Source organism: Pseudomonas sp. UBA4617, from assembly GCF_002386445.1.
In the GTDB taxonomy this organism is placed as follows: domain Bacteria; phylum Pseudomonadota; class Gammaproteobacteria; order Pseudomonadales; family Pseudomonadaceae; genus Aquipseudomonas.
Window position 1 is genome coordinate 22,077 of sequence record NZ_DGIR01000032.1, and the last position, 19,166, is coordinate 41,242.

General features: G+C 63.8%; 20 protein-coding genes. 9 read left to right on the plus strand and 11 right to left on the minus strand.

The genetic code is table 11. The annotated features are described in order from the left end of the window. Nucleotides 1–16 precede the first annotated feature (16 nt). The 4 genes from B4L76_RS14160 (at nucleotide 17) to B4L76_RS14175 (ending at nucleotide 4,449) form a co-directional block, all read left to right on the plus strand. On the plus strand, nucleotides 17–790 hold the full coding sequence (locus B4L76_RS14160) for a class I SAM-dependent methyltransferase (protein ID WP_296233336.1): 774 nt from the start codon (nucleotides 17–19) through the stop codon (nucleotides 788–790). 13 nt (nucleotides 791–803) lie between these two features. Continuing rightward, nucleotides 804–1,250, plus strand: coding sequence for a ribonuclease HI (gene rnhA / locus B4L76_RS14165; protein WP_186674758.1), 447 nt, complete (start codon nucleotides 804–806; stop codon nucleotides 1,248–1,250). Between the two features lie 51 nt (nucleotides 1,251–1,301). Further along, nucleotides 1,302–2,060 carry a DNA polymerase III subunit epsilon gene (gene dnaQ / locus B4L76_RS14170; protein WP_296233337.1) on the plus strand — a complete coding sequence of 253 codons (759 nt, stop codon included), beginning with the start codon at nucleotides 1,302–1,304 and terminating at the stop codon, nucleotides 2,058–2,060. Nucleotides 2,061–2,199: 139 nt separating this feature from the next. Continuing rightward, nucleotides 2,200–4,449 carry an Orn/Lys/Arg decarboxylase N-terminal domain-containing protein gene (locus B4L76_RS14175; protein ID WP_296233359.1) on the plus strand — a complete coding sequence of 750 codons (2,250 nt, stop codon included), beginning with the start codon at nucleotides 2,200–2,202 and terminating at the stop codon, nucleotides 4,447–4,449. On the opposite strand, the gene B4L76_RS14180 is transcribed toward B4L76_RS14175, so the two are convergent. Continuing rightward, the gene (locus B4L76_RS14180; protein ID WP_225778501.1) at nucleotides 4,433–4,651 is read right to left on the minus strand and encodes a hypothetical protein; all 219 of its coding nucleotides are present in this window, start codon (nucleotides 4,649–4,651) and stop codon (nucleotides 4,433–4,435) included. The two genes, B4L76_RS14175 and B4L76_RS14180, sit on opposite strands and share 17 nt — an antisense overlap. A gap of 155 nt (nucleotides 4,652–4,806) precedes the next feature. Here B4L76_RS14180 and B4L76_RS14185 point away from each other — a divergent pair, with 155 nt between their 5' ends. Further along, nucleotides 4,807–5,367: an NADPH-dependent FMN reductase gene (locus B4L76_RS14185; RefSeq protein WP_296233338.1), complete on the plus strand. Its 561-nt coding sequence runs from the start codon at nucleotides 4,807–4,809 to the stop codon at nucleotides 5,365–5,367. A 76-nt stretch (nucleotides 5,368–5,443) separates the two neighbouring features. On the opposite strand, the gene B4L76_RS14190 is transcribed toward B4L76_RS14185, so the two are convergent. After that, complete coding sequence (locus tag B4L76_RS14190; RefSeq protein WP_296233340.1) at nucleotides 5,444–7,504, minus strand: TonB-dependent receptor family protein; 2,061 nt, start codon at nucleotides 7,502–7,504, stop codon at nucleotides 5,444–5,446. 219 nt (nucleotides 7,505–7,723) lie between these two features. On the opposite strand from B4L76_RS14190, the gene B4L76_RS14195 reads away from it, so the two are divergent. From B4L76_RS14195 to B4L76_RS14205, 3 genes are read left to right on the plus strand one after another with little or no spacing between them, the layout of a single operon-like run. Next, a complete protein-coding gene (locus B4L76_RS14195) occupies nucleotides 7,724–7,972 on the plus strand; it encodes a helix-turn-helix domain-containing protein (protein WP_296233341.1) in 249 nt (82 codons plus the stop codon). Between the two features lie 9 nt (nucleotides 7,973–7,981). Next, nucleotides 7,982–8,329: a head completion/stabilization protein gene (locus tag B4L76_RS14200; protein ID WP_296233342.1), complete on the plus strand. Its 348-nt coding sequence runs from the start codon at nucleotides 7,982–7,984 to the stop codon at nucleotides 8,327–8,329. Next, on the plus strand, nucleotides 8,322–8,684 hold the full coding sequence (locus B4L76_RS14205; protein ID WP_296233344.1) for a hypothetical protein: 363 nt from the start codon (nucleotides 8,322–8,324) through the stop codon (nucleotides 8,682–8,684). Before B4L76_RS14200 ends, B4L76_RS14205 begins: the two co-directional genes overlap by 8 nt. Here B4L76_RS14205 and B4L76_RS14210 read toward each other — a convergent pair. Continuing rightward, nucleotides 8,681–9,061: a helix-turn-helix domain-containing protein gene (locus B4L76_RS14210; protein WP_296233345.1), complete on the minus strand. Its 381-nt coding sequence runs from the start codon at nucleotides 9,059–9,061 to the stop codon at nucleotides 8,681–8,683. The genes B4L76_RS14205 and B4L76_RS14210 overlap by 4 nt on opposite strands. Before the next feature lie 200 nt (nucleotides 9,062–9,261). Here B4L76_RS14210 and B4L76_RS14215 point away from each other — a divergent pair, with 200 nt between their 5' ends. Beyond that, entirely contained in the window at nucleotides 9,262–9,525 is a 264-nt protein-coding gene (locus B4L76_RS14215) for an ogr/Delta-like zinc finger family protein (protein WP_296233360.1), read from the plus strand. 94 nt (nucleotides 9,526–9,619) lie between these two features. Here B4L76_RS14215 and nuoN read toward each other — a convergent pair whose 3' ends face one another. The 8 genes from nuoN to B4L76_RS14255 form a co-directional block, all read right to left on the minus strand. Next, on the minus strand, nucleotides 9,620–11,089 hold the full coding sequence (gene nuoN, locus B4L76_RS14220; protein WP_296233346.1) for an NADH-quinone oxidoreductase subunit NuoN: 1,470 nt from the start codon (nucleotides 11,087–11,089) through the stop codon (nucleotides 9,620–9,622). Nucleotides 11,090–11,096: 7 nt separating this feature from the next. After that, nucleotides 11,097–12,629: an NADH-quinone oxidoreductase subunit M gene (nuoM, locus tag B4L76_RS14225; RefSeq protein WP_170030746.1), complete on the minus strand. Its 1,533-nt coding sequence runs from the start codon at nucleotides 12,627–12,629 to the stop codon at nucleotides 11,097–11,099. A gap of 40 nt (nucleotides 12,630–12,669) precedes the next feature. After that, complete coding sequence (nuoL, locus tag B4L76_RS14230) at nucleotides 12,670–14,523, minus strand: NADH-quinone oxidoreductase subunit L (protein ID WP_296233348.1); 1,854 nt, start codon at nucleotides 14,521–14,523, stop codon at nucleotides 12,670–12,672. Continuing rightward, nucleotides 14,520–14,828: an NADH-quinone oxidoreductase subunit NuoK gene (gene nuoK / locus B4L76_RS14235; protein ID WP_008096201.1), complete on the minus strand. Its 309-nt coding sequence runs from the start codon at nucleotides 14,826–14,828 to the stop codon at nucleotides 14,520–14,522. The genes nuoL and nuoK overlap by 4 nt, the downstream gene beginning before the upstream one ends. Nucleotides 14,829–14,831: 3 nt before the next feature. Beyond that, nucleotides 14,832–15,332 carry an NADH-quinone oxidoreductase subunit J gene (gene nuoJ / locus B4L76_RS14240; protein ID WP_170030742.1) on the minus strand — a complete coding sequence of 167 codons (501 nt, stop codon included), beginning with the start codon at nucleotides 15,330–15,332 and terminating at the stop codon, nucleotides 14,832–14,834. A 10-nt stretch (nucleotides 15,333–15,342) separates the two neighbouring features. Then, on the minus strand, nucleotides 15,343–15,891 hold the full coding sequence (nuoI, locus tag B4L76_RS14245) for an NADH-quinone oxidoreductase subunit NuoI (protein ID WP_016488223.1): 549 nt from the start codon (nucleotides 15,889–15,891) through the stop codon (nucleotides 15,343–15,345). A gap of 11 nt (nucleotides 15,892–15,902) precedes the next feature. Further along, a complete protein-coding gene (nuoH, locus tag B4L76_RS14250) occupies nucleotides 15,903–16,910 on the minus strand; it encodes an NADH-quinone oxidoreductase subunit NuoH (protein ID WP_296233356.1) in 1,008 nt (335 codons plus the stop codon). Further along, nucleotides 16,907–19,166 (minus strand): molybdopterin-dependent oxidoreductase (locus tag B4L76_RS14255; RefSeq protein WP_296233357.1); only part of this gene is annotated, 2,260 nt, incomplete at its 5' end. The genes nuoH and B4L76_RS14255, both read right to left, overlap by 4 nt.

Consider the following 19,166-nt stretch of genomic DNA (forward strand, 5'->3'; position numbering starts at 1 on the left):
TTCGAGGGAGAGCGCAATGACCGACCAAGCCTTTGCCCAGGCCGACCCGGACTGGGTCAAGCTGATCAGCCTGGCCCGTGAGTGGTTCAACGGCCCACTCGGACAGCTGATGCTCAAGGAGGAGGAAAAACTGCTGGAAGAAGAACTCGGGCGCTTCTTCGGCGGTTACCTTGTTCACTATGGGCCGTGCGCCGAGCCGCCACCCAGCGCCCCGCAGGTGCAGCGCAACGTGCGCCTGGGCGCGCCGCTGCCAGGGGTGGAGATCGTCTGTGAAGAACAGGCCTGGCCGCTGAGCGAGCACGCCGCCGACGTGGTGGTGCTGCAGCATGGCCTGGATTTCAGCCTGTCGCCCCACGGTTTGCTGCGCGAGGCGGCCAGCGCGGTTCGCCCTGGCGGGCACCTGCTGATCGTCGGCATCAACCCGTGGAGCAGTTGGGGCGTGCGCCATCTGTTCAGCCATGGCGCCTTGCGCAAGGCCCGCTGCATCTCGCCTTCACGGGTTGGGGACTGGCTCAACCTGCTGGGCTTCGCGCTGGAGAAACGCCGCTTCGGGTGCTATCGTCCGCCGCTCGCCTCTGCCGCCTGGCAGCAGCGGCTGGCGGGTTGGGAACGCCTGGCCGGGGGCTGGCAGGGTTCCGGTGGCGGCGTCTACCTGCTGGTGGCGCGCAAGATGGTGGTAGGCCTGCGGCCGCTGCGCCCGGAGCGTCGCGAACCGATGGGCAAGCTGCTGCCGCTGCCGCTGGCCAAGGTCAACCGCACGGTGGCCAACCCGGATACTGAAAAGCACTGAACATGAGTGGTACATGAGCGAAAGCGTCGAGATGTTTACCGATGGTGCCTGCAAGGGCAACCCCGGCCCGGGCGGTTGGGGGGTCCTTATGATCTACAAGGGCGTCGAGAAGGAACTGTGGGGCGGCGAACGCGAAACCACCAACAACCGCATGGAACTGATGGCGGCGATCCAGGGGCTGATGGCGCTCAAGCGCGAATGCGAGGTGGTGCTGACCACCGACTCGCAGTACGTGATGAAGGGCATCAACGAATGGATGGTCAACTGGAAGAAGCGTGGCTGGAAGACCGCGAGCAAGGAGCCGGTGAAGAACGCCGACTTGTGGCAACTGCTGGATCAGCAGGTCAACCGCCACAAGGTGACCTGGAAATGGGTACGCGGGCATATCGGTCACCCCGGCAACGAACGCGCCGACCAGCTCGCCAACCGAGGGGTCGATGAGGTGCGCGCGCAGCGCTGAGCTGGGGTACAATCGCTGCCTTTGTGACTGATGCAAGTTGGAGCGCCCCGCGTGGAGCAGCAGCAAGATAAGCGGTTTGTCATTCTCGATACCGAAACCACGGGTATGCCGGTCAGCGAAGGCCACCGGATCATCGAGATCGGCTGTGTCGAGGTGATCGGTCGGCGCCTGACCGGGCGGCACTTCCACGTCTACCTGCAGCCGGACCGCGAGAGTGACGAGGGCGCCATCAACGTCCACGGTATCACCGATGCGTTCCTGGTCGGCAAGCCACGCTTTGCCGATGTCGCCGAAGAATTCTTCGAATTCATCCAGGGCGCCACGCTGGTCATCCACAACGCGGCGTTCGACGTTGGCTTCATCAACAACGAGTTCGCCCTGCTGGGCCAGCACGACCGCGCCGACATCTCGCAGCACTGCACCGTCCTCGACACCCTGCTGCTGGCGCGCGCGCGCCATCCGGGGCAGCGCAACAGCCTCGATGCGCTGTGCAAACGCTACGACATCGACAACTCGGGCCGTGAACTGCACGGCGCACTGCTCGACTCGGAACTGCTGGCTGATGTCTACCTGGCGATGACCGGTGGCCAGACCAGCCTGTCGCTGGCGGGCCACGGTGCCGACGCCGAGAGTGACGGGCAGGCGGCGGGTGGCAGCGAGATCCGCCGGATTGTCGGGCGTGCACCCGGGCGGGTGATCATGGCCAATGCCGAGGAGCTGGAAGCGCATGCCGAGCGCCTGGCGGCGATTGCCAAGTCGGCCGGTGGGCCCTCGATGTGGCAGGCTTTGACCGAGACAACTGGCGGCTGAATTTTCGTCTTGGGTTGTGTGGTGTCGGTGAGATCGAGCGCCGCCCGCGCGGCGCTCGATTTACGCGCCACCTCAACATCAAGACAGGCACGTCAACTACCCTGAAATGGACGCCATGTCCTTCGGAGGTAGCCACCTGATGTACAAGGACCTCAAGTTCCCCATCCTCATCGTCCACCGTGCCATCAAGGCCGACAGCGTTGCCGGCGAGCGTGTGCGCGGTATCGCCGATGAGCTGAGCCAGGACGGCTTTACCGTCATCAAGGCCGCCGACCACGCCGAAGCGCGCCTGGTCGCCACCACCCATCACGGCCTGGCCTGCATGCTGATCGCCGCCGAAGGTCTCGCCGAGAGTACCCACCTGTTGCAGAACATGGCCGAGCTTATCCGCCTGGCTCGCCTGCGTGCGCCCAACCTGCCGATTTTCGCCCTGGGCGAGCAGGTCACGCTGGAAAATGCCCCTGCCGAAGCCATGAGCGAGCTCAACCAGCTGCGTGGCATCCTTTACCTCTTCGAAGATACCGTGCCGTTTCTCGCGCGCCAGGTCGCCCGTGCGGCGCACGCTTACCTCGATGGCCTGCTGCCACCGTTCTTCAAGGCCCTGGTGCAGCATACCGCGCAGTCCAACTATTCCTGGCACACGCCGGGCCACGGCGGTGGCGTGGCCTACCGTAAAAGCCCGGTGGGCCAGGCTTTTCATCAATTCTTCGGGGAGAACACCCTGCGCTCGGACCTGTCGGTTTCGGTACCGGAACTGGGCTCGCTGCTCGACCACACCGGCCCGCTGGCCGCAGCCGAGGCCAGGGCGGCGCGCAACTTCGGCGCCGACCATACCTTCTTCGTCATCAACGGCACCTCCACCGCCAACAAGATCGTCTGGCACGCCATGGTCGGCCGTGACGACCTGGTATTGGTGGACCGCAACTGCCACAAGTCGGTGGTGCATGCGATCATCATGACCGGCGCCATCCCCCTGTACCTGTGCCCCGAGCGCAACGAACTGGGGATCATCGGGCCGATCCCGCTCAGTGAATTCAGCCCCGAGTCGATCCAGGCCAAGATACAGGCCAACCCGCTTGCGCGCGACCGTGGCCAGCGCATCAAGTTGGCAGTGGTGACCAACTCCACCTACGACGGCCTGTGCTACCACGCCGGGCTGATCAAGCAGACCCTCGGCGCCAGTGTCGAGGTGCTGCACTTCGACGAAGCCTGGTTCGCCTATGCGGTGTTCCACGGCTTCTTCACCGGGCGCTACGCCATGGGCACGGCCTGTGCGGCGGACAGCCCACTGGTGTTCAGCACCCATTCCACCCATAAGCTATTGGCCGCGTTCAGCCAGGCCTCGATGATCCACGTGCAGGACGGGGCCAGGCGCCAGTTGGACCGGGACCGCTTCAACGAAGCGTTCATGATGCACATTTCGACCTCGCCGCAGTACAGCATCCTCGCCTCGCTGGACGTGGCCTCGACCATGATGGAAGGCCCGGCCGGGCATTCACTGCTGCAAGAGATGTTCGACGAGGCCCTGAGTTTCCGTCGGGCCCTGGCCAACCTGCGCGAGCACATTGCCGCAGACGACTGGTGGTTCAGCATCTGGCAACCGCCGGGCACCGAAGGCATCCATCGCCTGGCCGCCCAGGACTGGCTACTGCAGCCGGGCGCCGAGTGGCATGGTTTCACCGAGGTGGCGGATGACTACGTGCTGCTCGACCCGCTGAAAGTGACGCTGGTAATGCCTGGCCTGAGTGCGGGCGGTGCGCTGGGCGAACATGGCATCCCGGCGGCGGTGGTCAGCAAGTTTCTCTGGGAGCGCGGGCTGGTGGTGGAAAAGACCGGCTTGTACAGTTTCCTGGTGCTGTTCTCCATGGGCATTACCAAGGGCAAGTGGAGCACGTTGCTCACCGAGTTGCTGGAGTTCAAACGCCACTATGACGGCAATACACCGCTGAACGAATGCCTGCCCAGCGTAATGGCTGCCGATGCGTCGCGCTACCAGGGCATGGGCTTGCGCGAGCTGTGCGACCAGTTGCATGGCTGCTACCGCAGCAATGCAACGGCCAAGCAACTGAAGCGGCTGTTCACCCGCTTGCCGGAAGTCGCCATGAGCCCGGCCAGTGCCTATGACCAGATGGTGCGTGGCGAAGTGGAGGCGGTGCCGATCGAGGCGCTGTCGGGGCGGGTGGCGGCGGTGATGCTGGTGCCGTACCCGCCGGGCATTCCATTGATCATGCCAGGGGAACGGTTCACCGAAGCGACCCGCTCGATACTCGACTACCTGGCCTTTGCCCGTGCGTTCAACCGAGGCTTCCCCGGCTTTCTCGCCGACGTGCATGGCCTGCAGAACGAAGGTGGCCGCTACACGGTGGATTGCATCAAGGAATGCGAATGAGCTCGACGCCGCTGCGGGCCAGTTCGAAGCGGTTTTCACCCAGATGGTTGACCTTGTCGCCGATGGCCAGGCGGTAGGTGGTGATGGGGGCGCCCAGCGTGCTGCCGTCCACTTGCAGGGTCGACTCCTGAAACTCGTGCACGGGGTAGATGCGGCCTTCGGCGTCACGGGCGTGGAATTGGCCGACCATTACTGCTGCCATTTGGTTGAAAACCTCTGAATTGCGTAGGGAATGTCTGAACGGATAGACCGTGGAACCGCGTCGGAAGTTTTCGCCCTCGGAAAAAAAACCAAAGTGGCGAACAACGGTCATCTATAACTACAACGTCCCTTAACCCAGCAAAGTTGGAAATTGCCATGACCCAGGTGTATTCGGTAGCAGTCGTCGTCGGAAGCTTGCGCAAGGACTCCTACAACCGCAAGGTTGCCCGTGCACTCTCGGAGCTGGCACCGTCCAGCCTGGCCCTGAAAATCGTCGAGATCGGCGACTTGCCGCTGTACAACGAGGATGTCGAGGCCGAAGCGCCACCGCAATCGTGGAAGCGTTTTCGCGATGAAATCCGCCGCAGCGATGCCGTGCTGTTCGTCACCCCGGAGTACAACCGGTCGGTGCCGGGCTGCCTGAAGAATGCCATCGATGTCGGATCGCGGCCCTACGGGCAAAGCGCCTGGAGTGGCAAGCCGACGGCGGTGGTCAGTGTATCGCCGGGAGCCATTGGTGGCTTTGGTGCCAACCATGCCGTGCGGCAGTCGCTGGTATTCCTGGACATGCCATGCATGCAGATGCCCGAAGCCTACATTGGCGGTGCGGCGAGCCTGTTCGACGAGGCCGGCAAGCTCAACGACAAGACCCGGCCGTTCCTGCAGGGTTTCATCGACAAGTTCGCTTCGTGGGTGAAGTTGAACAGGGCGGTTTGACCGCCTTGAGCGGCCTGGTGTCGCGAAGGGCTGCGCAGCAGCGCTTTGGGACACCACGCCAGCTGTGTGCAGCGCTTCAGCGGAAGCTGTAGGAAACCCCGGCATACACAGCGAACCCTTCGCCCGGTGTCGAGCGGGCCACGTCCTTGCCCGCGTCGTTGTAGCCGGGTGTTACCGTTGCCGCATGGCGTTTGTTGGTCAGGTTGCGCAGGTCAAGCCAGGTCTGCCAGTCCTGTTTCGGTGAATTCCAGCCGAGGCGCGCGCCGAGCAAGGCATAGGCGTCGGCGTGGTAGCTGTTGGCATAGTCGACTTGCACTTTCGACGCCATCTGCGTGTTGATCCCCGCGTAGAAGCCGCTGGGCCAGTCGTGGCGCAGCTCGGCCTGGTAGTAGTGCATCGGGATGCCGGGCAGGCGGTTGTCGCCGAACTGGTCGTCGTCGCGGTAGTGGAAGTCACTGAAGGTGTAGGCCTGGCGCAAGCTGAGCCTGCCAGCCCCGGCGTGTTCCCACAGCGTGCTGTCCAGACCCGCTTCCACCCCCTGGTGCACGGTGGCGCTGGCATTGAATTCCTTGGCCGGAGCGCCCTGCAGGATTTCCACGGCCAGCAGTTCATGTCGCACCTGCGCGTAATACCAGGCCAGGTCCCAATGCCCTATAGCCGAATCGCCGCGCGCGCCCAGCTCCAGCGTGGTGGCTGTCTGGTTCTGCATTTCGATTGGTTGGTAGGCGGTCGGCGCGCTCCAGATCAGCGCCCAGGGATGCGGGGGTTCGACCGAGCGACTCAGGTTGCCGTACACCTGCAAGTTCGGGCGGATGTCATAGCGCAGCCCCAGGCGAGGTGCATAGTCCCAGTCATGCAAGCTCACCTTGCCGCCTTCGGCAGGGTAGGTCACCGCACTTTCGCGGCGGGTGTAGACCAGCGCCAGGCCAGTGGTCAGCCACAGGTCCGGCACCAGTTCCAGGTCATTGCCGGCATGCAGCACGGTGTCCGAACCTTGGTAGGTGAAGTCGCGGGTACGCTTGCCGAACACCTCGCCAGTACGTTCGAATTGCGAGGCGCCGCTGTTGGGCAGGTGCTTGGTGGTGCGCCAGCCAACGGTGGTCTTGCTGTCGTGGCCCATCAGGGTGTCGCGGCGCAAGTAATTCAAGGTGCCGCTGACATCGGTGTAGGCTACCTTGAGGCGCATCGGGCCTTCGCGCAGGTCCATCGGGTAGTCGTGGTAGACCAGGCCGGCTTCCAGGCGTGCATCGTCGTCGAGGTAGAAGGTGGTCTTGTTGCCCAACCAGGTGCTGCCCGGCTGAGGACGGCTGTCATCGCGAGCCAGGTAGTTCGGGTTGGCAGCGCGGGGGTGGTGCTTGATCTGTTCCTTGGTCAGGCGCCCGGCCAGTTCGTTCTCGGTTTCCCGATAACGCAGGTAGAAGCGGGTTTCCAGGTCAGGGTTGAAGCGGTAGCCGAAGTTGGCGGCAACGCCTTTCGCACTGCCACTGCTGTGCGCCTGGTAACCGTCATACTCCGAATCGGTCAGCGCCAGGTAATAGTCGAAGTTGCCCAGTACCTGGCCCGAACTCACCTGGCGGTGCTGATAGCCACGGCTGCCGACTTCGTAACGCACCTGCAGCGGCGCGGCGTCGTAGCCGGTGTGGGTGATGTAGTTGAGTGCTCCGCCCAGGGCCAGCGCGCCGTGGTCAAAGCCATTGGCGCCACGCAGCACTTCGGCACGGCTCAGCCACAGCGGCTCGAACAGTTCGTACGGCGTACCGCCCGGGCCGGTCAGGGGCAGGCCGTCGAACATCGTGTAGATCCCCGAGCCATGGGCCCCTGGGGCGCGGTTGATGCCCGAGCCGCGGATCGACAGCTTGATGCCATCGTTACCGGCTGATTGGGCGAATACCCCGGGCTGGTAAGCAAGCACGTCCTGGTTGCTTGCGACCCGGCCTTGTCCTGCTCGCTGCATGTCCACCAGGTTGGTCGCCCCAGGCACCTCGCGCAGGCGTTCGCTGGCTGCGCTCAGGTCATTCTGCTCCTCGTCGGTGATCAGCACCTGGCCCAGTTCGGCCGAGGAAGCCGCCGCAGGCTGGTTGGCAGCCAAAGCGGCCAGCAGGCCAAGGCAGGACGATAGGGGCAAAACGCAACGCATTGTACGACTCCAGGTAACAGGACAAATGACAACGGCGTTGAGACGAGCGAAATCACGCATAAAGCACGAAGAAAGCCGGCCTATTTGCTGCTGGTTTCATTAGGGGTTTTGTACGAAAGTTCTCTACAAGCCGCTGTGGTAGAGCCGCACGGCACGCGCTTCGTAAGGTGGCCGCAGATCGGCAGCGATGCCTCTCTCAATCACCTGCGGAGTTCAGACATGAATGACCACGCGCGACATTCGCAGCACCTCCCGGCGGACGCCCCGGTTCGCCTGACGCCACGTGAACAGCAAGTCCTGTTGTGGTGTGCCTACGGCAAAAGTTCCTGGGAGATCGGCCAGATCCTGGCGTGCAGGGAATCGACGGTGAATTTCCATGTGTCGAACATCCTGCGCAAGTTCGATGTGTCCACCCGGGTTGCAGCAGTGATCAAGGCCATTCGCTATGGCATGCTGGCCGAGCAGTGAGGGGCGAACATGGGCAACGATCCTCTGTTTCCACGGTTTGCCGATAACCATGACCCGTTCTGGCCACGGATCGATCTGGGCAGGCTGCGCGAGCGGCTGCACCTGCACTCGTCTGTCAGCGAAACCGCACTGGAAGTGGCCGCCCGCTGCGCGGCCATCGACGCGGCACGCGAGTTCGCCCGCTGGCGGGCGGTACTGCGCAGGCGAGGTTACAAGCGCCTCGAGGACGTTGCCAGGCATGACCATGGGCGCGCATTGCGGGTGTGCTACTTGCGCTTTATCGAGGCTGCGGTCCGCTACAACCTGGGGGCAGTCGCTTGCTTGCCCACTGCACGTCGAGGGCGCAACCATGCCTGAAGTCGACATTTTCGATACGCCGTGCACCGCGCTCGTGGCGTTGCTGGAGGTGGATGGCAGTGTGCTGTTCGCCGCGCTGTTGGGGGCACTGTTGGTGAGTGCGGCGCGTGACCGGCTGATCACCAATACGGCCAGGCGCCTGAAGCTGGGCAAGAAAGTGCTGCTGGTATTCGTGACCGTGGGAGTGGGCCACTTGTTCGAGCCGCTGGTGTCGGCACTGGCGCCCTTGTTGACACGTGGCATGGCGGCTTTCGTGGCCGCCGTGGTCGTGATCCCGATCAGCCTCAAGGTCATGGTCTGGCTGGATACACTGGACCCACGCGAGCTTATCCGGCGCTGGCGAAAACAGGATTAGCCGGTGGCTGCCGCGCCCAGCGCATTCAGTTTCTGTTCCAGTTGCTGGATGCGTTGCTTGTCCTTGATGAGCAGCAGCACGGCTTGACGATCCGCGGGCGATAGCGTCCGCAGGCGGGTGAGCATGTCGTACTCCCAGTCGGCGTCATCCGCGGCTGAAGGGGCGGTGGCGACTTCACCCAGCAGTAGCCAGTCCAGCGAGCAGCCGTGCTGTCGGGCCAGGTCTATGCACAACGAATAGGGAATGCTGTCGCGCACCTTCCAGCTGCTCAAGGTCTGTGGGCTGATCGACAGCTTGCGCGAGAGCTCGGCATCGGTCTTGGCGCCGGTCAAAAGCTTCAGGCGGGTGAGCACTGCAGCAAGTACGTGAGTACTCATAACAGATATCCATGACTGGTTTATTGATATTCCATGGGCTTAAACTACTCGTTATGAATACAGCCCTGCGTTTTAAGGAGCATTTCTGCAATGAAAAACATCGAACTGACGAACAATTCCAAGTTTGCAGCCAATACTGACACAGCTGAGCGATTATTCTTAGGGAGCATTACGTTGAAACATGCTTGCAGGTACGTGCCGTGAGTACTTACAAGCTGGTTTGCCCGCATTGCCACAGCCGGATGCGTATACGCACCAGTGAAGGGCGCCATATTTTCCTGCGCATTGCCTATTTGCAATGCACAACCGAGGCGTGTGGCTGGTCAGTGCGTGCCGAATTCGAAATGACCCATGAACTTTCACCCAGCGGTATGCCCAACCCTGAAGTTTACCTGCCCTCGGCCAATGGTGAATTGCGCAGGGCGGCGTTGCCGACGGTAGCCCAGGGCGCAGCCGATGAATGAGGTGCCACTGGATGCGATGACCCTACCTGCAGATCAGACAAGGCAAATAAAAAAACACCCCGCATGAGCGGGGTGTCTTGTTTTGCCGGGGTAATCAGCCGATCAGTTGCAGGCCCGCTTGCTGGACCATTTCCAGCAGCGGCTGCGGGTACACGCCAAGCACGAAGGCGAGAATGGCGATGGCCAGCAGCATAACGCCGCCGGTGCGCTGTTCCCACTTCAGCGGGGCGTCATGGCGACGCAGGTTCGGCTCGACCAGATACAGGGTGACCATGACGCGCAGGTAGTAGTAGACACCGATGGCGCTACCGATCACCAGCGCACCGACCAGCCACCACAGGTGCGACTCGACGCCGGTGGCGATGATGTAGAACTTGCCGATGAAGCCAGCGGTCAGCGGGATACCGGCCAGCGACAACATCATCACGGTCAGGACTGCGGTCAGGTACGGACGGCGCCAGAACAGGCCGCGGTACTCGTACAGCGCATCGGCGTCACGGCCGGCATAAGGCGAGGACATCAGGGTGATGACGCCGAACGCGCCGAGGCTGGTGATCACGTAGGTGACCAGGTACACGCCCATGGCTTCCAGGGCCAGGCCCTTGCTGGCGACCAACGCGATGACCAGGTAGCCGAAGTGGGCGATGGACGAGTAACCGAGCAGACGCTTGAGGTTGCTCTGGGTCAGTGCCAGCAGGTTACCGATCAGGATCGAGGCCACGGCGATAACCGCCAGCACGGTGCTCAGCACGCCGCTGCTGGCCGCAGGGGAGAGCATGAACAGGCGGACCACCACGGCGAACACCGCCACCTTGCTGGCAGTGGCCAGGAACGCGGCGACCGGCGCCGGGGCGCCTTCGTACACGTCCGGAGTCCACAGGTGGAACGGTACCAGCGACAGCTTGAAGGCCAGGCCGACCAGCATCATGGCCAGGCCCAGCTGGGCCAGCAGGCTTGGCATGCTGGTGGCAGCCAGGGCCTTGCCGATCTGGTCGAAGCTCAGGCTGCCGGCGTCGGCGTACAGCAGGGCCATGCCGAACAGCAGGAACGCCGAGCCGGCAGCCGACAGCACCATGTATTTGATGCCGGCTTCGAGCGAGCGCTTGTTGAAGAAGGCATACGCCACCAGGCCGTAGACCGGTACCGACAGCAGCTCCAGGCCGATGAACAGGCCGGCCAGGTGGTTGGCGCTGACCAGCACCAGGCCGCCGAGAGCCGACATCAGCAGCAGCAGGTAGAGTTCTTCACGGTTGCCCGGGAAGCCCTTGGCGCCTTCGCCGAGGTAGGCGTGGGCGAGGGTGACGCAAGCCAGCGTGGCCACCAGCATGATCGCCATGTACAGGCAGGCGAACTTGTCGATGGTCACCAGCGAAGTGACCGCCAGCGGCGCAACCTTCAGCGCCGGCAGGATCGACAGCAGGGCCAGGTTGAGGCCCACGGTGGACAGCAGGAAGGTCTGCGAGTGGTTGCGCTTCCAGGCGATCGCCAGCATCACCACCACCGTGGTGATGGTGGTGATCAGCATCGGCGCCAATGCGATGAAGTGTTGAGTGGTGAATTCCATAGCGCTCTTACCGGGCCGAAGCGAGTTGAGTGAAAGCGGAACCGAGCCACTGCTGCACACCACTCATGGTGGCGGCAGAGGTGTCGAGGAACGGCTGCGGATACACGCCCAGCAGGATCAGCAGTACAGCCAGACCCAGGACCATGATCAGCTCGCGACCGTCCATGCCGGCCAGCACGCTGTCGGCCTTGGCCGGGCCGAAGTAGGCGCGGTGGATCATGATCAGCGAGTACACCGAACCGAACACCAGGCCAGTGGTGGCGATCACGGTGATCCATGGCACGCTGGCGAAGCTGCCGATCAGGATCAGGAATTCGCCGACGAAGTTGCCGGTGCCGGGCAGGCCCAGGGAGGCGGCGGCGAAGAACAGGCTGATGGCCGGCAGGTAGGCGATGCGGTGCCACAGGCCGCCCATTTCGCGCATGTCACGGGTGTGCAGGCGCTCGTACAGTTGACCGGCCAGGATGAACAGCGCCGCAGCCGACAGGCCGTGGGCCAGCATCTGGATCACCGCGCCTTGCAGGGCCTGCTGGCTGCCGGAGTAGATACCGATCAGCACGAAGCCCATGTGCGAGACGCTGGAGAACGCGACCAGGCGCTTGATGTCGGTTTGCGCGAAGGCCAGGAAGGCACCGTAGAAGATACCGATCAGGCCCAGGGTCATGGCGATCGGCGCGAACTCGGCCGAGGCATTCGGGAACAGTGGCAGGGCGAAGCGCAGCAGGCCGTAGGCCGCAGTCTTCAGCAAGATACCGGCGAGGTCCACGGAGCCTGCGGTCGGCGCCTGGGCGTGAGCGTCAGGCAGCCAGGAGTGGAACGGCACCACTGGCAGTTTCACCGCGAAGGCGATGAAGAAGCCCAGCATCAGCAGGTACTCGGTACCGGCTGGCAGTTCAGCCTTCAGCAGGTCGCTGTAGTTGAAGGTGATCACCCCGGTGTTGGTGTAGTTGACCAGCACCAGGCCAAGGATCGCCACCAGCATGATCAGGCCGCTGGCCTGGGTGAAGATGAAGAACTTGGTCGCCGCGTAGATCCGGGTCTTCTTGCCGTCTGCCGAGCTGTGACCCCAGAGCGCGATGAGGAAGTACATCGGCACCAGCATCATTTCCCAGAAGAAGAAGAACAGGAACAGGTCCAGGGCCAGGAACACGCCGACCACGCCGCCGAGGATCCACATCAGGTTGAGGTGGAAGAAGCCGACGTGGCGCTGGATTTCTTTCCAGGAGCACAGTACCGACAGCACACCGAGCAGGCCGGTGAGCAGGATCATCAGCAGCGACAGGCCGTCGAGGGCCAGGTGGATGCTGATGCCGAAGCGCTGGATCCACTGGACTTTGTATTCCAGGGCCCAGGCCGGCTCGGCGCCCGGAGCAGGGGCGAGGGTGTAGTCGCCGTTAGCCCACAGCCACAGGCCGATACCGAGCAGCAAGGACATGGTCAGCAGCGCGATCCAGCGCGGCAGGGTGGCGCCGAAGCGCTCACCCAGCCAGCACAGGAAGCCGCCGATGAAGGGGATCAGGATCAGCCAAGGCAAAATCATGACGGGTTGGTTTCCTTTGGCAAAGTCGCAAGATTCATAGTCATACCGCAGCCACTACCACGGCACCGAGCACCAGCACGGCACCCACGGCGATAGAGGCGGTGTACCAGCGCAGCTGGCCAGTCTCGGTCTTGCTCATGGCGACGTGGCCGCCACGCGCCATCCGGGGAATCAGGCCGATGGTGCGGTCAACCGGGTCCTTGCGCAGGATGTGGCTGATCAGCAGGTACGGTTTGACGAAGAGCTTGTCGTAGATCCAGTCGAAGCCCCAGGCAGCGAACCACCAGGCCGACAGGACCCGGCCGATGCCACTGTTGGCCACGGCGCTGACGAAGCGGCGCTTGCCCAGGAACAGCAAGGCCGACAGCAGGATACCGGCGATGGCGATGGCACCCGAGGTGAGCTCCAGCGCGTGCTTGGCTTCGCCACCGGCGTGGCCGGCGCTTTCCGGCAGCACGCCTGCCAGCGGCGGGGTGATCCAGGCGCCGACGAAGGTCGACAGCACGATCAGCACGCCCAGCGGCAGCCAGTGGCTGATGCCGTGGCCCGCGTGAGCTTCGGTCTTGGCTTCGCCGTGGAAGGCGATGAAGATCAGGCGGAAAGTGTACAGCGAGGTCATGAACGCACCGACCAGGCCGGCATACAGCAGGCCGGTGTTGCCGCTGGCGAAGGCTTCCCAGAGGATCTCGTCCTTGGAGTAGAAGCCCACGGTCACGATCGGCAGGGCGGCCAGGGCGGCACCACCGACCACGAAGCTGGCGTAGGCCAGCGGCAGTTTCTTCCACAGGCCGCCCATCTTGAAGATGTTCTGCTCGTGGTGGCAGGCAACGATCACCGCACCGGAAGCCAGGAACAGCAGGGCCTTGAAGAAGGCGTGGGTCATCAGGTGGAAGATCGCCGCGTCCCAGGCCCCCACGCCCAGGGCCAGGAACATGTAGCCGATCTGGCTCATGGTCGAATAGGCGAGGATACGCTTGATGTCGGTCTGTACCAGCGCGGCGAAGCCGGCCAGTACCAGGGTTACGCCACCGACCACGCCGACCAGGTGCAGGATGTCCGGGGCCAGCAGGAACAGGCCGTTGGTGCGGGCGATCAGGTACACGCCCGCGGTCACCATGGTTGCCGCGTGGATCAGTGCGGAGACCGGAGTAGGGCCGGCCATCGCATCGGCCAGCCAGGTCTGCAGTGGCAGCTGCGCCGATTTACCGACCGCACCACCCAGCAGCATCAGCGTGGCCAGGACCATCCAGGTGTCGCCAGCCTGGAACTTCTGCGGTGCCAGCACCAGCAGTTCCTGCACGTTCAGGGTACCCAGCTGGGCAAACAGGATGAACAGGCCGATGGCCATGAACACGTCGCCGATGCGGGTGACGATGAACGCCTTGAGTGCCGCGTTACCGTTGTTGCGGTTGCTGTAGTAGAAACCGATCAACAGGTACGAGCACAGGCCCACGCCTTCCCAGCCGAAGTAGATGAACAGCAGGTTATCGCCAAGGACCAGGAACAGCATGCTGGCGATGAACAGGTTGGTGTACGAGAAGAAGCGCGAGTAGCCGGCTTCGCCACGCATGTACCAGGAGGCGAACAGGTGGATCAGGAAGCCGACACCGGTGACCACGCCGAGCATGGTCACGGACAGGCCATCCAGGTACAGGGTGAAGTTCGGCGCGAAGCCATCCACCGACATCCACTGCCACAGCAGCTGGCTGTACGCACCGCCTTCAGGCGGGGCGACGTTGAATTGCCAGATGACGTAGGCAGCCACGGCGGCCGACAGGCCCACCGAGCCGACGCCGATCAGGGCCGACAGGTTCTCCGAGAAGCGCCCGCGCGAGAACGACAGCAGCAGGAAGCCGAGGAGGGGGAAGACGAAAGTCAGGAAGAGAAGGTTCATCCGCGCATCTCACTGGCAGCATCGATGTCGAGAGTGTGGAAGCGGCGATACAGCTGCAGCAGGATGGCCAGGCCGATACTGGCCTCGGCAGCTGCCAGGCTGATCACCAGAATGAACATCACCTGGCCGTCGGGCTGGACCCAACGGGCACCGGCGACGATGAACGCCAGGGCAGAGGCGTTCATCATGACTTCCAGGCTCATGAGCACGAAGAGGATGTTGCGGCGGACCATCAGGCCAACCAGACCTAAGCAGAACAGGATGCCGGCGACCGCCAGACCATGCTCGAGAGGGATAGCGCCCATGATTTACTCCTTCGCCTCGTTGCGGCCCAGGTGGAAGGCGGTGACGGCTGCAGCGAGCAGCAGCATCGACGCCAGTTCGACCACCAGCAGGTACGGGCCGAACAGGCTGATGCCCACGGCTTTCGGGCCTACGGTGGTACCGCTGATGGCGGCGCCGCTCGGGGCGACGAACAACACGTACAGCAGCTCCAGCAGCAGCAGGGCGGCGAGGATCACCGGCCCGGCCCAGATGCCGGGCTTGAGCCAGCCGCGTTCCTGGGCGACCGAAGCCGGCCCGAGGTTGAGCATCATCACCACGAACACGAACAGCACCATGATGGCGCCGGCGTAGGCGATCACTTCCAGGGCGCCGGCGAACGGCGCACCCAGGGCGAAGAAGATCATGGCCACGGAAATCAGCGAAATGATCAGGTAAAGCAAGGCGTGCACGGGGTTGGTACCGGTCACCACCCGAAGGGTGGAGAGCACGGCGATCCCGGATGCGAAGTAGAAAGCGAATTCCATCTTTCTGTCCTTATGGGAGCAAGCTCTTCACGTTGATCGGCTCGGCTTCGTTCTGCGCAGCGCCTTTCGGCTTGCCAGCGATCGCCATACCCGCAACACGGTAGAAGTTGTAGTCAGGGTTCTTGCCGGGGCCGGAGATCAGCAGATCTTCTTTCTCGTACACCAGGTCCTGACGCTTGAACTCGGCCATTTCGAAATCCGGAGTCAGCTGGATCGCGGTGGTCGGGCACGCTTCTTCACACAGGCCGCAGAAGATGCAGCGCGAGAAGTTGATGCGGAAGAACTCCGGGTACCAGCGGCCGTCCTCGGTCTCGGCCTTCTGCAGCGAGATACAGCCGACCGGGCAGGCCACCGCGCACAGGTTGCATGCCACGCAGCGCTCCTCGCCATCGGGGTCGCGGGTGAGGACGATGCGGCCGCGGTAGCGCGGCGGCAGGTAAACGGGTTCTTCGGGGTACTGCAGGGTATCGCGCTTGCGGAACCCGTGGGAGAACACCATGGCCAGGCTGCGCAGCTGGGTGCCGGTGCCCTTAACGATGTCGCCGATATACTTGAACATGGGTCAAATCCTCACTGGGCCGCGACGGCTGGCGCGTTGTAGAGCACGAGCGCAGCGGTCACCAGCAAATTGATCAGGGTCAGCGGCAGGCAGAACTTCCAGCTGAAGTCCATCACCTGGTCATAGCGTGGGCGCGGGATCGAGGCGCGCAGCAGGATGAACAGCATGATGAAGAACGCGGTCTTCAGCGCGAACCAGAGGAACGACAGCTGCGGCAGGATGCCGAACGGGCCGTGCCAGCCGCCGAAGAACAGGGTCACCAGCAGCGCCGAGATGAGGATGATGCCGATGTACTCACCGACGAAAAACATGCCCCATTTCATGCCGGCATACTCGATGTGGTAGCCATCGGCCAGTTCCTGTTCCGCTTCCGGCTGGTCGAACGGGTGACGGTGAGTCACGGCGACGCCAGCGATGAAGAAGGTGCAGAAGCCGAAGAACTGCGGAATGATGAACCACAGGTTCTGTGCCTGGTAGTCGACGATGTCGCGCATGTTGAACGAGCCCACCTGCACCACCACGCCCATCAGCGCCAGGCCCAGGAACACTTCGTACGACACGGTCTGTGCCGAGGCACGCAAGCTGCCCAGCAGGGCGTACTTGTTGTTCGACGACCAGCCGGCGAACAGCACCGCGTACACCGACAGGCCGGCCATGGCGAAGAAGAACAGCAGGCCGATGTTGAGGTCGGCAACGCCCCAGGTCGGGGTGATCGGGATGACCACGAAAGCGATCAGCAGGGCGCTCATGGCCACGACCGGTGCCAGGGTGAAGATCACGCGGTCGACGAAGGGTGGGTTCCAGTCTTCCTTGAAAAACATCTTCAGCATGTCGGCAGCAATCTGGAACATGCCGAACGGGCCGACGCGGTTCGGACCGTAACGGTCCTGCCACCAGCCCAGCAGGCGACGCTCGACGAAGCTGAGCAGGGCACCGCAGACCACCACCGCCAGCAGGACCACGACGGCCCGCAGCACGGAGAGGATCACATCGATCACTTCGGGGGTGAACCAGCTCATTGTGCTGCCTCCTGCAGACCTTCGACGGATGCACCGAAGATGGCAGGCGGAATGCCGGCCAGGCCTTTCGGCAATGCGACCAGGCCAGCGCCCAGCTGTTCATTGATGCGCAGAGGCAGACGCAGGGCCACACCACCGACCGTCAGGCTCAGCAGGGCGCCGTCGTTGACACCCAGGCGGTCGGCTTCGGACTTGGCCAGGGCCACGTAGGCAGCCGGGATGCGTTCTTGCACCGGAGCGGCGCGCGAGGAGCTTTCTTCGCTGCCGAACAGGTGGAAGAACGGCACGGCGGTCCAGGTGCCACGGGCCGGGTTGAAGGCCCCCGGAATGCTGGTGAACCAGTTCAGGCGGTCGCCCTGCGATTCGATCAGGCGCACGCCCGGGTCACCGGCTCGTAGGTGGCCACCAACCTCGTCCTGGAACTTGTTCCAGGCCTGCGGCGAGTTCCAGCCCGGCGACCAGGCGAACGGCACCTGCTGGCGCGGTTCGGCGGAGCCCGAGTAGCCTTCCATGGAGAAGGCGAATGCGGTGTCCTTGTCCTGCGGAGTACGTGGCTCATGCACGCTGATGTTGGCGCGCATGGCGGTACGGCCGGAATAGCGCAGCGGTTCGCGGGCCAGTTTCAGGCCCTTGATGCGGAACGCGGCAGATGGCGCGGCGTTGACGATGCCAGCCAATTGCGGGGCGGCTTCGGCACAGGCGCTGGTGACGTGGTCCAGCTGGGTCCAGTCGACCGGCTTGTTCAACAGGGTGGCACGCAGGGCGTGCATCCAGCGCCAGCCTTCGTGAACCAGGATGCTGCTGTCCAGGTATTGCGGGTCGAACACCTGGAAGAAGCGCTGGGCGCGACCTTCCTGGCTGACCAGGGTACCGTCGCCTTCGGCGAACGAGGCGGCCGGCAGCACCAGGTGGGCGCGGTCGACGGTCGCGGTTTTCGAGTGGTCGGCAACGATCACCACCTTGGCTGCGGCCAGGGCAGCGTCGACCTTGGCCGCCGGCACGCGGGCATACAGGTCGTTTTCCAGCACCACGATGGCGTCGGCCTTGCCACTGATGACGGCGTCCAGCGCAGCGTCGACGGACTCGCCACCGAGCATGGCCATGCCCAGGCTGTTGGCTTCAGGCACCACCAGGCTCAGCGAACCGTTCTTCTCGCGCAGCTTCAGCGCCTTGGCGATGTTGGCGGCGGCTTCGATCAGCGCCGGGTCGGCCAGCGAGGTACCGGCGACCACCAGTGGGCGCTGGGCGGCGACCAGGGCGTCGGCGATGCGCTGGGCCAGTGCTTGCGCGTCGGCATCCAGGCCGGCAACGGCAGGCGCGCTCGGGTCGATGGCGTGGGCCACGGCGAAACCGATGCGGGCCAGGTCGGCCGGGGCGGCGTGCACGCACTCTTCGGCGACGTCGTCCAGCTTGGTTTCCGCCAGCGAAGCGATGAACAGCGGGTACAGCGCGTGCTGGCCGATGTTCTTCACGGCCGCGTCGAGCCACGGCTGCACCTTCATCGCTTCGGCCATGGCCTCGGCCTTGCCCTTGGTGGCCTGGCGCACGGCCAGGGCGACGCGGGCAGCGGTCTGGGTCAGGTCTTCGCCGAGCACGAACACGGCGTCGTGGTCTTCGATGTCGCGCAGGGTCGGCACCGGCAGCGGGCTGTTGTTCAGTACGTTCAGGGCCAGGCGCACGCGGGCCAGCTCGCCGGCTTCCATACCCGAGTAGAAGTACTCGGCGCCGACCAGCTCACGCAGGCCGTAGTTGCTTTCCAGGCTGGCGCGCGGCGAGCCGATACCGACGATGGTACGCCCGCGCAGCAGGTCGGCGGCCTTGTCCAGGGCGGCATCCAGGCTCAGCTTGGTACCGTCGGCCAGTTGCGGCTGGCGTGGGCGATCCTTGCGGTTGACGTAGCCGTAGCCGAAGCGGCCACGGTCGCACAGGAAGTACTGGTTGACCGAACCGTTGAAGCGGTTTTCGACCCGGCGCAGTTCGCCGTAGCGCTCGCCCGGGCTGATGTTGCAGCCGCTGGAGCAACCGTGGCAGATGCTCGGGGCGAACTGCATGTCCCACTTGCGGTTGTAGCGCTCGGAGTGGGTCTTGTCGGTGAACACGCCGGTCGGGCAGACCTCGGTGAGGTTGCCGGAGAATTCGCTTTCCAGCACGCCGTCTTCGACGCGGCCGAAGTACACGTTGTCGTGGGCGCCGTAAACGCCCAGGTCGGTACCGCCGACATAGTCCTTGTAGTAGCGCACGCAGCGGTAGCAGGCG

Excerpts from the sequence above, each read along its gene's own strand:
- B4L76_RS14160 (WP_296233336.1), top strand. The coding sequence starts at position 17 with ATGACCGACCAAGCCTTTGCCCAGGCCGACCCGGACTGGGTCAAGCTG.
- rnhA (WP_186674758.1), top strand. The coding sequence starts at position 804 with ATGAGCGAAAGCGTCGAGATGTTTACCGATGGTGCCTGCAAGGGCAAC.
- B4L76_RS14175 (WP_296233359.1), top strand. The coding sequence starts at position 2,200 with ATGTACAAGGACCTCAAGTTCCCCATCCTCATCGTCCACCGTGCCATC.
- B4L76_RS14180 (WP_225778501.1), bottom strand. The coding sequence starts at position 4,651 with ATGGCAGCAGTAATGGTCGGCCAATTCCACGCCCGTGACGCCGAAGGC.
- B4L76_RS14185 (WP_296233338.1), top strand. The coding sequence starts at position 4,807 with ATGACCCAGGTGTATTCGGTAGCAGTCGTCGTCGGAAGCTTGCGCAAG.
- B4L76_RS14190 (WP_296233340.1), bottom strand. The coding sequence starts at position 7,504 with ATGCGTTGCGTTTTGCCCCTATCGTCCTGCCTTGGCCTGCTGGCCGCT.
- B4L76_RS14195 (WP_296233341.1), top strand. The coding sequence starts at position 7,724 with ATGAATGACCACGCGCGACATTCGCAGCACCTCCCGGCGGACGCCCCG.
- B4L76_RS14200 (WP_296233342.1), top strand. The coding sequence starts at position 7,982 with ATGGGCAACGATCCTCTGTTTCCACGGTTTGCCGATAACCATGACCCG.
- B4L76_RS14205 (WP_296233344.1), top strand. The coding sequence starts at position 8,322 with ATGCCTGAAGTCGACATTTTCGATACGCCGTGCACCGCGCTCGTGGCG.
- B4L76_RS14210 (WP_296233345.1), bottom strand. The coding sequence starts at position 9,061 with ATGAGTACTCACGTACTTGCTGCAGTGCTCACCCGCCTGAAGCTTTTG.
- nuoN (WP_296233346.1), bottom strand. The coding sequence starts at position 11,089 with ATGGAATTCACCACTCAACACTTCATCGCATTGGCGCCGATGCTGATC.
- nuoM (WP_170030746.1), bottom strand. The coding sequence starts at position 12,629 with ATGATTTTGCCTTGGCTGATCCTGATCCCCTTCATCGGCGGCTTCCTG.
- nuoL (WP_296233348.1), bottom strand. The coding sequence starts at position 14,523 with ATGAACCTTCTCTTCCTGACTTTCGTCTTCCCCCTCCTCGGCTTCCTG.
- nuoK (WP_008096201.1), bottom strand. The coding sequence starts at position 14,828 with ATGGGCGCTATCCCTCTCGAGCATGGTCTGGCGGTCGCCGGCATCCTG.
- nuoJ (WP_170030742.1), bottom strand. The coding sequence starts at position 15,332 with ATGGAATTCGCTTTCTACTTCGCATCCGGGATCGCCGTGCTCTCCACC.
- nuoI (WP_016488223.1), bottom strand. The coding sequence starts at position 15,891 with ATGTTCAAGTATATCGGCGACATCGTTAAGGGCACCGGCACCCAGCTG.
- nuoH (WP_296233356.1), bottom strand. The coding sequence starts at position 16,910 with ATGAGCTGGTTCACCCCCGAAGTGATCGATGTGATCCTCTCCGTGCTG.